The sequence below is a fragment of the Microlunatus parietis genome, assembly GCF_013407955.1.
Taxonomy (GTDB): domain Bacteria; phylum Actinomycetota; class Actinomycetes; order Propionibacteriales; family Propionibacteriaceae; genus Microlunatus; species Microlunatus parietis.
The window spans coordinates 2320540-2333691 of record NZ_JACCBU010000001.1 but is presented as its reverse complement, the minus strand read 5'-3'; the positions used below and the strand labels follow the sequence as shown (position 1 = coordinate 2333691).

Genomic DNA, 13152 nt, shown 5'->3' with positions numbered 1-13152 from the left:
ATGGACTACACGTCGTAATAGAGCTCGAACTCGTGCGGGTGGGGGCGGAGCCGGATGGCGTCGATCTCGGCCCGCTTCAGTTCGATCCAGGTCTCGATCAGGTCGGCGGTGAAGACGTCGCCGGCCTGCAGGAACTCGTTGTCCGCTTCGAGGGCGTCCAGTACGGAGGCGAGGTCGGTCGGGACCTGCGGCACGGAGGCGTGCTCCTCGGGCGGCAGTTCGTAGAGGTCCTTGTCGATCGGCGCCGGCGGCTCGGTCTTGTTCTGGATGCCGTCGAGGCCGGCCAGCAGCAGGGCCGAGAAGGCCAGGTACGGGTTCGACGACGGGTCCGGGCAGCGGAACTCGACGCGCTTGGCCTTCGGGTTGGACCCGGTGATCGGGATCCGCATCGCGGCGGACCGGTTGCGCTGGCTGTAGACCAGGTTGACCGGGGCCTCGAAGCCGGGCACCAGACGGTGGTACGAGTTCGCGCTCGGGTTCGTGAACGCGAGCAGGGCCGGGGCGTGGGCCAGGATGCCGCCGATGTACCAGCGGGCGATGTCGGACAGGCCGCCGTAGCCGGTCTCGTCGTAGAACAGCGGCTCGCCGCCGTTCCAGACCGACGAGTGCACGTGCATGCCGGAGCCGTTGTCACCGAAGATCGGCTTCGGCATGAAGGTCGCCGTCTTGCCGGCCGCCCAGGCGGTGTTCTTGACGATGTACTTGAACTTCAGCAGGTTGTCGGCCGTGGTCAGCAGCGTGTCGAAGCGGAAGTTGATCTCCGCCTGACCGGCGGTGCCGACCTCGTGGTGGGCCCGCTCGACGACCAGCCCGGACGCCTCGAGGTGCTTGGTGATCACGTCGCGGAGGTCGGAGAAGTGGTCGATCGGCGCGACCGGGAAGTAGCCGCCCTTGTAGCGCACCTTGTAGCCGCGGTTGCCGCCGTCCTCGACCCGGCCGGTGTTCCAGGCCCCGGCCTCGGAGTCGATCGAGTAGTAGCCGGTGTTCGACTTCGTCTCGAACCGGACGTCGTCGAAGACGTAGAACTCGGCCTCCGGAGCGAAGAACGCGGTGTCGCCGATCCCGGTGGAGGCCAGGTAGGCCTCGGCCTTGCGGGCGATGTTGCGCGGATCCCGGCTGTACGGCTCCTTGGTCAGCGGGTCGTGCACGAAGAAGTTCAGCGCCAGCGTCTTGGCCTCGCGGAACGGGTCGACGAAGGCGGTGGTCGGGTCCGGCAGCAGGGCCATGTCCGACTCGTGGATCTTCTGGAAGCCGCGGATCGAGGAACCGTCGAAGGCCAGGCCCTCGGTGAACACCTCCGGGCCGAAGGAACCGGCCGGCACGGTGAAGTGCTGCTGGATGCCGGGCAGGTCGGTGAACCGGACATCGATGATCTCGATGCCCTCATTCTTGACATAGGCCAACAGGTCGTCGGCTCCTTGGAACATCTGTCCTCCGGTGAGAGTTGTCGGCGGATGGTCGGAGCCCGGCGGGCGCCGACCACCGACCAGGGCTGGACGAGCGGCCGGTGAGTTCTCGCTCGGTGCTCACCGAGGCTAGACACCCGGAATTTCCGTCCAGTTGCGCGATTGTTTCACGGATGTAACAGCCGGGTGTGTCGCCGCCGAGTCGGGGTCCGACCGTGATCAGTCTTCGCTGAGTACGTGAGCGAGCGCGTCGTCGATGACCAGGGTGCTGACCAGTCCGGCCCGGATCGCCGCGACGATCGCGTCCCGGCGTTCGGCGCCGCTGCCGGTGGTCAGCCGGACCTCGGCCGCCCGGAGTTGATCAAGGGTGGCGCCGACGACCCGGCGGTCCAGGTCGGTGATCACGGCCTGGCCGTCGGCGTCGAGCACGCGGCCGCTGACCTCGCCCACGACTCCGCGATCGTGCAACGCCCGGCGGTCGGCGTTGGGCAGCAGGTCGTACACGGCTGAGGAGCCGGACCGCCAGGCACCGACGGACAATACGGCCACGTCGAGCCGGTCGCCGCGGCCGAGGGCGGCGGCGATCTCGGGCTGCCGGCGCAGGCCGTCCGCGGTCTCGGCATCGGGGACGACCAGCGGCGCGTACAGGATGTGCGCCGTGCCGCCCGCCGCGGCGGCGACCTCCCGGGTCACCTCGACCGAACCGGGCAGCCCGCCCGGCGGATAGATGGCGCCGGACAGTTGCACCACGGTGCACGGCGGCAGCCGGCGCATTCCGCGCGCCATCGCCGGCGCGGCCCGGCTCCAGGCGAGTCCGATCACGGCGTCCTCGGTGACCAGGCGCTCCAGTTCCGCGGCGACGGCGGTCCCGATGAAGTCGAACGTGGCCTGCTGGGAGCTCGGATGGGCCTCGACGACGATCACCCGGGGGACGTCCCAGCGATCCGCGACCCGGGTCGACAGTTCCTCGTCCACATGGCCGGGCGAGCCGATCTCGATCCGGACCAGCCCGGTCCGCCGCGCCTCCTGGAGCAGCCGCGCGACCTGGAACCGGCTCAGCCCGAGTTCGCGGGCGATATCCACCTTGGACTGGTCCTCGCGGTAGTAGCGCCGGGCGATCGCCAGCATCAGGGCCGTCTCGTCCGCCCCTTCGGGCGTCGTGCTGCCCGGGCGCTTTGTCGTGCCCACCAGTCGTCCACCTGCCTTCGTGTTCCAGTCCACAGTCTGGCGTACGGCCCTTGACGTTCCGCGCCGACGACACCTAGCCTCATGCACATCTGAGGGTCAGTATCGCTCATCTGAGAGTTTGGCCGGGGGTGTCCGACACAGGTTCGCGCTGACCGACGAGAGGAAATGATCACGTGAGCGGAACGGGCCGGACCCGGCCGAACGTCGTCTTCGTCATCACCGACCAGCAGCGGTTCGACACGATCAACGCGCTCGGCCATGATCATGTCGACACCCCGAACCTTGATCGTCTGGTCCGGGAGGGCACCAGCTTCACCCGGACCTACGTCAGCGCTCCCTCCTGCGCGCCGTCCCGGTCCAGCCTGTTCACCGGCCTCTACCCGCACTCGTTCGGGGTGCTGCGGAACGAGGAGGTGTGGCGGCACTCCTGGGTCGAGCGGCTCGCCGACAGCGGCTACCGGTGCGTCAACGTGGGCAAGATGCACACCCATCCGTGGGAGACGCCGCTCGGCTTCCACGAACGGACCGTGGTGGAGAACAAGGACCGGTTCCATCCCAACGTGCCCTTCTACCATGATCAATGGGACAAGGCGCTGTGGACCCACGGCCTGACCAAGCCGACCCGGGCGGTGCACCGGACCAGGCCCGACTACGCCGAGCGGCTGGGTGCCTTCGAGTGGGAACTGCCGGACGACCTGCACTCGGACAACTTCGTCGCCGGCCATGCTCGGTGGTGGCTGGAGACCTATCCCGGCACCGAACCGTTCTTCCTGCAGATCGGTTTCCCCGGCCCGCATCCGCCCTATGACCCGGTGGACCGGCATCTCGACGCCTATCGAGATCGGGACGTGCCGCTGCCGGTCCGCGACGACGTCGACCTCGCGCAGCAGCCGGAGGTGCTGCAGGAGCTGCGCCGGCACCACGAGGAGAACGATCATGACTCGGTGGTGCACCTGGCCGACCCGACCGAGGAGCAGTCGCTCCGCCAGCGCCGGCACTACCTGGCCAATGTGTCCCAGATCGACGAGCAGCTCGGGTTGATCATGGGCGCGCTGGAGGCCCGCGGTGTGCTGGATGACACGGTGATCATCTTCACTTCTGATCATGGTGACTGCCTCGGTGATCATGGACACAGCCAGAAGTGGACCATGTACGAGGCGAGCGTCCGGGTGCCTGCGATCGTCTGGGGCCCAGGGATCGCTGCAGGGCAGCGGATCGACGCGCTCACCGCGATGATGGACCTCGGCCCGACCGTGCTGGAGCTGGCCGGCCTCGAGGTGCCGCGCTGGATGGAGGCGCAGTCGCTGCTTCCGGCGCTGCGCGGTGAGCCGTGGGAAGGCCGGGAGTACGTCTTCTCCGAGCATGCCCGGGACATGATCTTGACCGGTACCGAGCTGATGACCATGGTCCGCGACGACCGCTGGAAGTACGTGGAGTTCGTCGACTCGGACCAGGGTCAGCTGTTCGACCTGACCGCGGACCCGGACGAGCTCCGTACCCTCTGGGATGCGCCGGCCGACTCCGAGGCGGGCCGGGCGAAGGCGCGGCTGGCCGACGTGATCAGCCGCTGGCGAGCCCGGAGTGCCTTGCACACGGTGGACTTCTGGCGCGACCACCGCTGACCGTCCCGGCCGGCGAGGCCTTGACAGGCAGCCAGGTGGCTGCCTATCGTGAAAAAGGCAGCCAATCGGCTGCCTAACAGGATCGGAGCGGTGATGGACGAGGTGTTCAAGGCGCTGGCCGACGCCAGTCGCCGCCGGCTGCTCGACCGGCTGAACACGCGCAACGGCCAGACCCTTCGCGAGCTGTGCGAGGGGCTGGAGATGGCGCGGCAGTCGGTCAGCAAACACCTCGCGGTGCTCGAGGGCGCGAATCTCGTGACCACCGTCCGGCGCGGCCGGGAGAAGCTGCACTACCTGAACGCGGCACCGATCGAGGCCGTCGCCGACCGCTGGATGACGCGCTACGACCGGCAGCGCGCGGCGGCGCTCGCCGACCTCAGATCAGCCCTGGAGGGGGAGCGGATGGATGACACCGAGTTCGTCTACACGACATACATCAAGACCTCGCCGGAACGGCTCTGGCGAGCGCTGACCGAGCCGGCGTTCACGCGCCGCTACTGGGGCACGACGTTCGAGACGGACTGGCAGCCCGGCTCGCCGATGGTGTGGGTGGACCAGAGCGGTCACCGGATCGAGGATCCGGAGCAGGTCGTCCTCGAGGCCGTACCCCATCGCCGGTTGTGCTACACCTGGCACACGTTCACCACCGAGTGGGCCGACGGTGCCGGGGTCAGCGCCGAGCACCTGGCCCGACTCCGGGCCGAACGCCGGTCCAAGATCACCTTCGACCTCGAGCCGGCCGGTGACGACCTGGTCCGGCTCACCGTGATCCACGGCGACTGCGAGCCCGACGGCGACCTGCTGCAGATGATCAGCGGTGGCTGGCCCCACCTGCTGTCCGACCTGAAGACCCTGCTCGAGACCGGCGAACCCCTGCCGTCCGTGTCCGAGCCGTCCCCGAACCCCGTACCGCCCACCACGAAAGGCGATTCCCGATGACCGAGGCCACCCTTCAGCTCACCCAGGCGCCGACCGTGCAGGTCGCCATGCTGATCCGCCGACCCGCCGCCGAGGTGTTCCAGGCGTTCGCCGATCCCGCTGTCACGACCCGCTTCTGGTTCACCCGCAGCAGCGGTCCACTCACCCAGGGCGCCGAGGTCACCTGGGACTGGGAGATGTACGGCGTCTCGGCGAAGGCCCGAGTCGACGAGTTGATCAAGAACAAGTTGATCAAGTTCCACTGGACCAACGACGGCATGACGGCGGTGGAGTTCCGCTTCACCCCGCACGGCGACGACGCGACCTTCGTCGAGGTCACCGAGTCCGGGCTGTCCGGCACCGGCGACGAGCTTGCGGCGTACGCGGTCGGCTCCGCCGAGGGCTTCACCATCGCCCTGTGTTCGGCGAAGGCGCTGCTCGAACACGGCATTGCCCTGAACGGCGTCGCCGACCGGTTCCCGAACGGCCTCGGCGGCTGACCGCCGCGCGCCGGTGATCAGTCCAGGATGGCGCCGGGGTTGAGAATGCCGTCGGGATCGAGGGCGTTCTTGATCTTGCGGGTCAGCGCCATCACGTCCGGGCCGAGCTGGTCGGGCAGGGCTCGGCGCTTGGCCCGGCCGACCCCGTGCTCGCCGGTGATCGTCCCGCCGAGCTTGATCGCCAGGTCCATCACCTCGTAGAACGCGATCAGGGCGCGGTCACGGGCGCCTTCCTCGGCGGCGTTGTAGACGACGTTCGGGTGCGTGTTGCCGTCGCCGGCGTGCGCGACGACCGGGATCTCGACCTGGTGCTTGGCGGCGATCGCGACGATGCCCTCGACCAGCTTCGGCAGCACCGGAACCGGCACACCGACGTCCTCGAGCAGCAGTGCGCCGCGTGCGTCCAGGGCGTCGAAACAGGCCCGGCGGCCGGCCACGAACAGCTCGCCCTCGTCGGCGTCGTGGGTCAGGAAGACGTCCATCGCAGCGGCCTTGGTGAACGCCTGCTCGATGATCGCGATCTCCGCCTCCCGAGCGCCCTCCGGGGCGTCGGACTGGGCGATCAGCATCGCGGCCGCGTCCCGGTCCAGCCCCATCGGCCGGTAGTCCTCGACCGCGTTGATCGAGGTCTGGTCCATCAACTCCAGCATCGACGGGCGGAGCGTGCGGCCGATGTCGACCACGGCTTCGGCGGCCGCGACCACGGTCGGGAAGGTGCCGACGATCGTCGAGCGTGGCGGCTGGGCCGGGATCAGCCGGAGGATCGCCCGGGTGACGATGCCCAGCGTCCCCTCGCTGCCGACGAACAGCTTGAGCAGCGACAGTCCGGCCGAGTCCTTGACCCGCTTGCCGCCCAGCGTGATCGCGGTCCCGTCGGCCAGGACCAGGTCGAGGCCGAGCACGTAGTCGGTGGTGACGCCGTACTTCACGCAGCACAGGCCGCCGGCGTTGGTCGCGATGTTGCCGCCGATCGAGCAGATCTCGTACGAGGACGGGTCGGGCGGGTACCAGAGTCCGTGCTCCGCGGCGGCCGCCTTGACCTCGGCGTTGAGCAGGCCCGGTTCGACCACGGCGACCCGGCTGTCGGTGTCGATCTCGATCTTGCGCATCCGCTCCAGGCTGAGCACGATCCCACCGTCGACCGCCGACGAGCCGCCGGACAGGCCGCTGCCGGCGCCGCGCGGAACGATCGGGACCTTGTGCTCCGCCGCCCAGCGGACGGTCGCCTGGACCTGATCGGCGTCGGTGGCCCGGACCACCGCGATCGGCGTACCGGCGGACGGGTCCCGGGACCAGTCGTGCCGGTAGTTCTCGATCGTCGCCGCCTCCGTGGTCACGACGCCGGGCGGCAACGCGGCGACCAGTTCCTGCAGCGACGACTCGGACATGGTTTCACGGTACGTCGTCCGTACTCGCCGCACCGAGAACTGGCCCGCTCAGTGGCACGGCACGCTTTCATTAGGATGCGCCGCATGGCGAGTGCCGCGGTGACCCGGATGCTGGTGCTGGGCGTCGTCTCCTTGTTCCAACCGGTCAACGGCTATCAGGTGATGCGCGAGCTCAATTCCTGGTACGTCGAGGACTGGGCCCAGGTCCGGCCCGGCTCGATCTACTCGATGCTGAACAGCCTGTCCAAGCAGGGCCTGCTGCGTCGGCACGAGCTCACCGAGGCCGACCGCGCCGTCGCCGTCTACGAGGTGGACCCGGCCGGGGCCGACCAACTGAACGAGTTGGTCCGGAGCGGGCTGGAGGGCACCACCGGGCCGGATCAGATCATGTTCCAGGCCGCCATGTCGTTCGCCCCGATGCTGACCCGGGCCGAGGTCGTCGCGGCCATCAGGGTCCGGGTCGACAGCGTGGCCCAGTACCGCGACGGCCTGGTGGCCAAGATCAGCAACGAGAACATCCCGACCCATGTCCGGCACACGTTGACGATGCACTACACGCTGGCGGAGGCGGAACTGGCCTGGACCAGGGAGTTCGCCACCATGCTCGACAACGGGTTCCTCTGGTTCGCCGGCGAGTCCGGTGACCCCTGGAAGCCGCCGGAGGACGACGCGGGCTGGGAGATGGTCGAGCAGGCGCGGCGCTATCGGGAGGAGATCGCCAAGCGATACGGCTGACAGCATTCAAATTTGACTATTCGGGCTCAAATTTGAATAATCATGGATCGAAGGAGGAGCGATCCATGATTCATGCACGCCAACTCAGCCGGACCTTCCTGACCCGTCGCGGTCGCGAGAAGGTCGAGGTCAACGCCGTCGCCGGTGTCGACCTCGACGTCGCCGAGGGGGAGATCGTCGGCTTCCTCGGCCCGAACGGAGCCGGCAAGTCGACCACCCTGAAGATGCTCACCACCCTGCTGCGGCCGACCTCGGGCACCGCGACGGTGGCCGGCTACGACGTCGCCACCGAGCCGGTCCAGGTCCGCCGATCGATCGGCTACGTCTCCCAGTCCGGGTCGGCTTCCAGCGAGGCCAGGGCCGGCGACGAGCTTGTCGATCATGCCCTGCTGTACGGGATCGACCGCGCCACGGCGACCGCGCGGGCCCGCGACCTGCTGTCCCGGTTCGACCTGGACGGCATCTGGACCCGTCCGGGCCGCAGCCTGTCCGGCGGCCAGCGGCGCCGGCTCGACATCGCCATGGGACTGGTCCACCAGCCGAAGTTGATCTTCCTCGACGAGCCGACCACTGGTCTCGACCCGCAGGCCCGGGCCAACCTGTGGCAGCACATCGCCGCGCTGCGGGACCGGCTCGGCAGCACGGTCTTCCTGACCACGCACTACCTGGACGAGGCCGACGCCCTGTGCGACCGGATCTTCGTCATCGACCACGGCAAGATCATCGCCGCCGACACCCCGGAGGCCCTGAAGTCCGCCGTCCGCGGTGATCTGATCGAGCTGACCCTGGCCGATCCGGACCGGCTCGGGCCGGCGATCGAACGGCTGCGGGACGTTTCGGGCGCGGTCGAGATTGCGGCGGTCGAGACCACCGTGACCGCACGGATCCCGAAGGCCGGCGCGGTGCTCCCCGGCCTGCTCCGTGATCTTGATGCCGACGGCATCGGGCTGGCGGCGGTCGAGGTGCGCCGGCCGACGCTCGACGACGTGTTCCTCACCCTGACCGGGCATTCGCTGCGCGACGACGCCGCGCCGAGTCCCGAACTCGAAGCCGCAGGAGTTTGATCATGACCTTCTTCCGCGACACGTTCATCGTGTTCCGCCGGCAGTTCCGGCTCGCCGTCCGCAATCCGGCCTGGGTGATCATCGGGATGCTGCAGCCGGTGCTCTACCTGGTCCTGTTCGGCCCGCTGCTGGAGCCGATCGCCGGCCAGTTGGGCACCGCGAACGCGTACACGCTCTTCGTGCCGGGTCTGCTGGTGCAGCTCGGCCTGTTCGGTGCGCTGTTCGCCGGGTTCGGGCTGATCGGGGAGTGGCGCGACGGCGTGATCGAGGCCGAACGGGTCACCCCGGCCAGTCGGGTCGCGCTGCTGCTCGGCCGGGTGCTCCGTGACGTGCTGCAACTGACCGTGCAGGGGTTGATCTTGATCGGGCTCGCCTTCGCCTTCGGGCTGCGCGGGTCGATCGGCGGCATGCTGCTCGGGTTGGTGTTGGTGATCTTGGTCGGTACGGCCTGCGCCTCGAGCTCGTACGCGCTCGCGCTGGCCACCAAGAGCGAGGACGCGCTGGCCCCGATCCTCAACATGGTGACGCTGCCGTTGCTGCTGCTCAGTGGCATCCTGCTGCCGATGACCCTCGGCCCGGGCTGGCTGCAGGCGATCAGCAACGTGCTGCCGACCAAGCACATCGTGGACGGTGTTCGGGCGGTCTTCCGTGGCGACCTGCTCACCGGTCAGACCTTCTGGGGTGTGCTGTGGGCGATCGTCCTGGCCGCGGCGGGCCTCTGGATCGGCACCCGGACGTTCCGCCGTCAGAACGCCTGACCGTCGAGTTCCACCAGGTGTCTCCCCATCGCGGCGGCGATGGGGAGACCGGTCAGGATCTCGACATAGAGGAACTGGCCCTGCGGGTTCAGCTCCAGGAAGTAGAGCGTGCCGTCCCAGCCCTCCTTGAGATCGATCGTCGCGAAGGTCAGTCCGAGCGCCGCCATCAGCCGCGCCAGCGCCGCCTGGACGCCTGCCGGGAGTTCGTACGGACGCACCGGCACGTCGAGATCGAGCCGCGAGTCCACCGGGCCGGGCCTTCGCCCGCGGTCGAACGCGACCGCGAGACACTCCGTGCCGATCATGGTGACCCGGAGGTCGCGCGGCCCTTCGACGAGTTCCTGAAAGATCGTCGGCGTCAGCCGGAGCCGGTCCAGCTCGGCCCGGTGCCGTTCGTCCCAGCGTGCCGTGGCCAGCAGCCGATCGGCGGGACCGTTCATCACCTTGTGCACGACTCGGCCGGCATGATGATCGATGAAGGCCGCCGCGTCCGCCGGATCGCTGGTGATCAAGGTCTCCGGGATGATCAGGCCGGCCCGCGGTGCCTGCGCGAGCTGGGCCGGCTTCGTCGCGGCGCGTTGTGAGCTGAGCGGGCTGACCGCGGTCGGCCCCTCGGCCAGTCCGTACAGCAGATCACGCCATTCCGCCTGGGCGAACCGGCGCTGCTCGGTGTCGATGATCGCAGGGGAGACCGTGGCCGCGCCCACCCGCCGGGTCCAGACCGCACCGGCGTCGGCGAGATCCAGCGTCCGGGCATCGTCCGCGCGGATCGATCGGCGGATCCGCGGCCCGGCAAAGTGCAGCGAGGCCATCGCCCCCACGCCCGCGGTACGCCAGTCGACGATCTCCACCGGGCCGCCGAGCCGGGTGATCTCCTGGCTGACCCGCCGGGCGTGCACATCCGCCGGCGGGGCGAGGATGATGATCAACTCTCGCCCGCGAGATGCCAGCGGCGGGTGTAGTCCCGTTCGAGTTCGCGATAGGCGGGCGAGGCGAAGGTCGGGCTGGTGTTCCTGCGCGCCGCGTACGGGAACGTGGCCTCCCCGAAGGCCTCGCCGACGAACAGGGCGTCGGCGTCCTGGACGGCGATGACCGTCGCGCCCGGCTTGAGCCGCAGCTCGACCCGGGCGGCCTCGATGCCGGCTAGCGAGGCGAGGACGCGGGAGCCCGCCACGTCCGCCGCGGCGAAGTCGACGCACACGTCGGTCACGAGGAGCCGGATCCGCCCGGCCGGTGACCCGACCGCGATGCCGGAGACGACGACGCCCTCGTCCGGCTCGTCCAGGGCGGGCAGGGTGTCCAGCCAATCCTGATCTTGAGCCATCCTCAGAACCAGATCTCCTCGGCCTCGACGATGTGCGAGTCGTCACCCTCCGAACCGTGGATCCCGTCGTCGGTCATGTCGCGCTCCAACGGATCCCCGGTCAGCGTCGCGGTCTCGCTGTGGATCGGGATGGTCCAGGTGGTGTGACCGGAATCGGCAGCCAGCGAGACGCCTTCGCCGCCGCGGGGGAACAGCTGGACCCGCCGGAGCTGGGTGATCATCGCGGGGTCCTTCACATCGACCTCGACCACTTCCGAGGTGGTGCCCGGGGCGTCCACCCGGCGCAGGTCGGTGATCTCGTCGAGCGGCACCCCGATGATGCCCGTACGGACCGCGAGATGGACATACCCGTCGCTCTTTCCGACGGCGAATCCCGTGATGGTGATCGTTTCCTGGGGCTGCGGAAGCCGGCTCAGGAGATCGTCGAGTTCAGTCATCGTTGACTCCGATCAGGGGTGAACTGCGGGGCCCGCTCCCGGACCTGCCTTCCTCACCATCGTCCACCAGGAACGGAGGGCTGTCAGTCGAACCCCCGAACTCGTACCCGACCCCTGATCACCCACCGAAATAGTTCGGATCGCCGTGCAACGGATCCCGCCGCCGGACCGTATCGGTCGTGAGTGGCACGGGGCCGCTCGACAGCGAGGGGGTCTGAATGACCGGATATCGACTGCGGCGGGCGACTGTGGGCGCCCTGACCGCGGTGGCCATGAGTGCGGGAATCTGCGGATCGACGGGGGCGCCCGCGGCAGCGGCACCGAGGGACGTGCCGCTCAAGCTCGAGGTGGCGACCAAGAACATCACTGCGGAGAACTGGGACGGCGATACCGCGGTCCCGCTGAACCTCTACGCGGTGGCCGGCCGGCGACCGTTCGAGATCCGGGCCTACCGGACGTCGTACGACCGGCCGATCAGTGCCTGGCAGGTCAAGCCGGGCGCCGACCGGCGGATCCCGGAGGCCTCGGTGCCGACGTTCGACGGCCTGCGGAGGTTCTTCACCGTGCGGGTCGTGGACGGAGGAGGGAAGCAGGTCCTGGAGCGCCGGCTCGACTTCTGCCCGGGCGCCTCGGAGCAGGTACGGCGCCGGCCCGACGCGCCGGCCACGTCGCCCTACCCGGTCGGGTGTGCGGCGAACCCGTACACGATCGGGGCGGTGTGGGGGATCGAGCGCGGCTTCGCGGTACGTGCGGTCGACTACCTGGAGACGAAGCTCAAGCCCGGCAGCTACAAGATCACCACGACCGTTGCGAAGGGTTATCGGGACCTGTTCGAGATCCCGGCGGCGGACGCCACCAGCACGGTCAACCTGAAGGTGATCAAGGGTGTCGAGGGGAAGGACCGGGCTCGCCGGCCGGTCCGTACGGCGCCGGAGGACCAGCCGGCCCCGGTCCGGCCGACGGGTCGGGCCATGATCACCAAGCCGATCGGGCCGCTGCCCGATCTTCGCTCGCTGCCCGCCTGGGGCATCATGATCGACCGCGGCCGCTACCTCGATTTCTCTGCCACGGTGTGGAATGCGGGACCGTCACCGTTGGTGGTGGACGGCTTCCGGCAAGATCAGAACGACGACCTGATGGACGCCTACCAGTACTTCTTCAACCGCTCCGGGAAGCAGATCGGCCACCGCCGGGTCGGCACCATGGAGTGGGACGCGCGGGACGGGCATGAGCACTGGCACTTCACCGACTTCGCGCGCTACCGGCTGCTGGACGAGGACAAGAAGGTCGTCGTCCGCAGCCAGAAGGAGGCGTTCTGCCTGGCCAACACCGATGCGATCGACTACACGATCAAGGGCGCGAACTGGAAACCGGAGAACACCGACCTGCACACCGCGTGCGGCGACCGCTCGTCGATCGCCATCCGCGAGGTGCTCGCCAGCGGCTCCGGCGACACCTACGTGCAGTCGCTGCCCGGCCAGTCGTTCGACCTCAAGGGGTTGAAGAACGGCGTCTACTACATCGAGGTGACGGCGAACCCGGAACGAAGGCTCGTCGAGACCAGCACCGGCAACAACACCACCTACCGCAAGGTCACCATCGGCGGTACGAACGGCCACCGCACCGTCACGGTCGCCAAGATCGGGGTGATCACCGAGCCGCCGCCGGACGGCCACGAACACTGAACCAGGAGGCTGGCGGCGAACGTGCGCTTCGCCACCAGCCACCGGGGCGAGCGTCCCTGCTTGCGGCGGTTGAGTCGAGCGGCAGGTCGCTTCGTGGGAGTAGTGTCAGCCCGGTGCGAATCCAAGG

Annotated in this window: 13 protein-coding genes; 7 read left to right on the top strand and 6 right to left on the bottom strand. The window is 68.9% G+C overall.

Annotation, left to right across the window (positions count from 1 at the left end; all coding sequences use genetic code 11):
* Positions 1 to 5: 5 nt before the first annotated feature.
* Together glnA and BKA15_RS11100 are read right to left on the bottom strand one after the other, a co-directional pair.
* Positions 6 to 1427 carry a type I glutamate--ammonia ligase gene (gene glnA, locus BKA15_RS11105; protein WP_179750743.1) on the bottom strand — a complete coding sequence of 474 codons (1422 nt, stop codon included), beginning with the start codon at positions 1425 to 1427 and terminating at the stop codon, positions 6 to 8.
* A 198-nt stretch (positions 1428 to 1625) separates the two neighbouring features.
* The gene (locus BKA15_RS11100) at positions 1626 to 2594 is read right to left on the bottom strand and encodes a sugar-binding transcriptional regulator (protein WP_179750741.1); all 969 of its coding nucleotides are present in this window, start codon (positions 2592 to 2594) and stop codon (positions 1626 to 1628) included.
* A 173-nt stretch (positions 2595 to 2767) separates the two neighbouring features.
* On the opposite strand from BKA15_RS11100, the gene BKA15_RS11095 reads away from it, so the two are divergent.
* From BKA15_RS11095 to BKA15_RS11085, 3 genes are all read left to right on the top strand, one after another.
* Positions 2768 to 4216 (top strand): sulfatase family protein, encoded by a 1449-nt coding sequence (locus BKA15_RS11095; protein ID WP_179750739.1) that lies wholly within the window; start codon positions 2768 to 2770, stop codon positions 4214 to 4216.
* Positions 4217 to 4309: 93 nt separating this feature from the next.
* Entirely contained in the window at positions 4310 to 5155 is an 846-nt protein-coding gene (locus tag BKA15_RS11090; RefSeq protein ID WP_179758386.1) for an ArsR/SmtB family transcription factor, read from the top strand.
* Positions 5152 to 5634, top strand: a complete 483-nt coding sequence (locus BKA15_RS11085) for an SRPBCC family protein (protein WP_179750737.1) — start codon at positions 5152 to 5154, stop codon at positions 5632 to 5634. Before BKA15_RS11090 ends, BKA15_RS11085 begins: the two co-directional genes overlap by 4 nt.
* A 17-nt stretch (positions 5635 to 5651) precedes the next feature.
* On the opposite strand, the gene BKA15_RS11080 is transcribed toward BKA15_RS11085, so the two are convergent.
* Positions 5652 to 7022: an FAD-binding oxidoreductase gene (locus BKA15_RS11080; protein ID WP_179750735.1), complete on the bottom strand. Its 1371-nt coding sequence runs from the start codon at positions 7020 to 7022 to the stop codon at positions 5652 to 5654.
* An 84-nt stretch (positions 7023 to 7106) separates the two neighbouring features.
* Here BKA15_RS11080 and BKA15_RS11075 point away from each other — a divergent pair, with 84 nt between their 5' ends.
* The 3 genes from BKA15_RS11075 to BKA15_RS11065 all read left to right on the top strand — a co-directional run bounded on the left by BKA15_RS11075 (position 7107) and on the right by BKA15_RS11065 (position 9579).
* Positions 7107 to 7757, top strand: a complete 651-nt coding sequence (locus tag BKA15_RS11075) for a PadR family transcriptional regulator (RefSeq protein WP_179750733.1) — start codon at positions 7107 to 7109, stop codon at positions 7755 to 7757.
* A gap of 65 nt (positions 7758 to 7822) precedes the next feature.
* On the top strand, positions 7823 to 8821 hold the full coding sequence (locus BKA15_RS11070; protein WP_179750731.1) for an ATP-binding cassette domain-containing protein: 999 nt from the start codon (positions 7823 to 7825) through the stop codon (positions 8819 to 8821).
* A 2-nt stretch (positions 8822 to 8823) separates the two neighbouring features.
* Positions 8824 to 9579 carry an ABC transporter permease gene (locus tag BKA15_RS11065; RefSeq protein ID WP_179750730.1) on the top strand — a complete coding sequence of 252 codons (756 nt, stop codon included), beginning with the start codon at positions 8824 to 8826 and terminating at the stop codon, positions 9577 to 9579.
* Here the strand turns inward: BKA15_RS11065 and BKA15_RS11060 are convergent.
* Genes BKA15_RS11060 through BKA15_RS11050 form a run of 3 tightly spaced genes read right to left on the bottom strand, consistent with a single transcriptional unit; the run spans position 9567 to position 11340 of the window.
* The gene (locus tag BKA15_RS11060) at positions 9567 to 10508 is read right to left on the bottom strand and encodes an ATP-grasp domain-containing protein (RefSeq protein ID WP_179750728.1); all 942 of its coding nucleotides are present in this window, start codon (positions 10506 to 10508) and stop codon (positions 9567 to 9569) included. The genes BKA15_RS11065 and BKA15_RS11060 overlap by 13 nt on opposite strands.
* Positions 10505 to 10903, bottom strand: coding sequence for a hypothetical protein (locus tag BKA15_RS11055; RefSeq protein ID WP_179750727.1), 399 nt, complete (start codon positions 10901 to 10903; stop codon positions 10505 to 10507). Before BKA15_RS11055 ends, BKA15_RS11060 begins: the two co-directional genes overlap by 4 nt.
* 2 nt (positions 10904 to 10905) lie before the next feature.
* Positions 10906 to 11340 (bottom strand): hypothetical protein, encoded by a 435-nt coding sequence (locus BKA15_RS11050; protein ID WP_179750725.1) that lies wholly within the window; start codon positions 11338 to 11340, stop codon positions 10906 to 10908.
* 218 nt (positions 11341 to 11558) lie between these two features.
* Here BKA15_RS11050 and BKA15_RS11045 point away from each other — a divergent pair, with 218 nt between their 5' ends.
* On the top strand, positions 11559 to 13025 hold the full coding sequence (locus tag BKA15_RS11045) for a lysyl oxidase family protein (protein WP_179750723.1): 1467 nt from the start codon (positions 11559 to 11561) through the stop codon (positions 13023 to 13025).
* Positions 13026 to 13152: the final 127 nt, after the last annotated feature.

What these genes read in the sequence shown, in the direction of transcription:
- glnA (WP_179750743.1), bottom strand. Translation starts at nt 1,427, where the DNA reads ATGTTCCAAGGAGCCGACGACCTGTTGGCCTATGTCAAGAATGAGGGC.
- BKA15_RS11090 (WP_179758386.1), top strand. Translation starts at nt 4,310, where the DNA reads ATGGACGAGGTGTTCAAGGCGCTGGCCGACGCCAGTCGCCGCCGGCTG.
- BKA15_RS11085 (WP_179750737.1), top strand. Translation starts at nt 5,152, where the DNA reads ATGACCGAGGCCACCCTTCAGCTCACCCAGGCGCCGACCGTGCAGGTC.
- BKA15_RS11080 (WP_179750735.1), bottom strand. Translation starts at nt 7,022, where the DNA reads ATGTCCGAGTCGTCGCTGCAGGAACTGGTCGCCGCGTTGCCGCCCGGC.
- BKA15_RS11075 (WP_179750733.1), top strand. Translation starts at nt 7,107, where the DNA reads ATGGCGAGTGCCGCGGTGACCCGGATGCTGGTGCTGGGCGTCGTCTCC.
- BKA15_RS11070 (WP_179750731.1), top strand. Translation starts at nt 7,823, where the DNA reads ATGATTCATGCACGCCAACTCAGCCGGACCTTCCTGACCCGTCGCGGT.
- BKA15_RS11065 (WP_179750730.1), top strand. Translation starts at nt 8,824, where the DNA reads ATGACCTTCTTCCGCGACACGTTCATCGTGTTCCGCCGGCAGTTCCGG.
- BKA15_RS11055 (WP_179750727.1), bottom strand. Translation starts at nt 10,903, where the DNA reads ATGGCTCAAGATCAGGATTGGCTGGACACCCTGCCCGCCCTGGACGAG.
- BKA15_RS11050 (WP_179750725.1), bottom strand. Translation starts at nt 11,340, where the DNA reads ATGACTGAACTCGACGATCTCCTGAGCCGGCTTCCGCAGCCCCAGGAA.
- BKA15_RS11045 (WP_179750723.1), top strand. Translation starts at nt 11,559, where the DNA reads ATGACCGGATATCGACTGCGGCGGGCGACTGTGGGCGCCCTGACCGCG.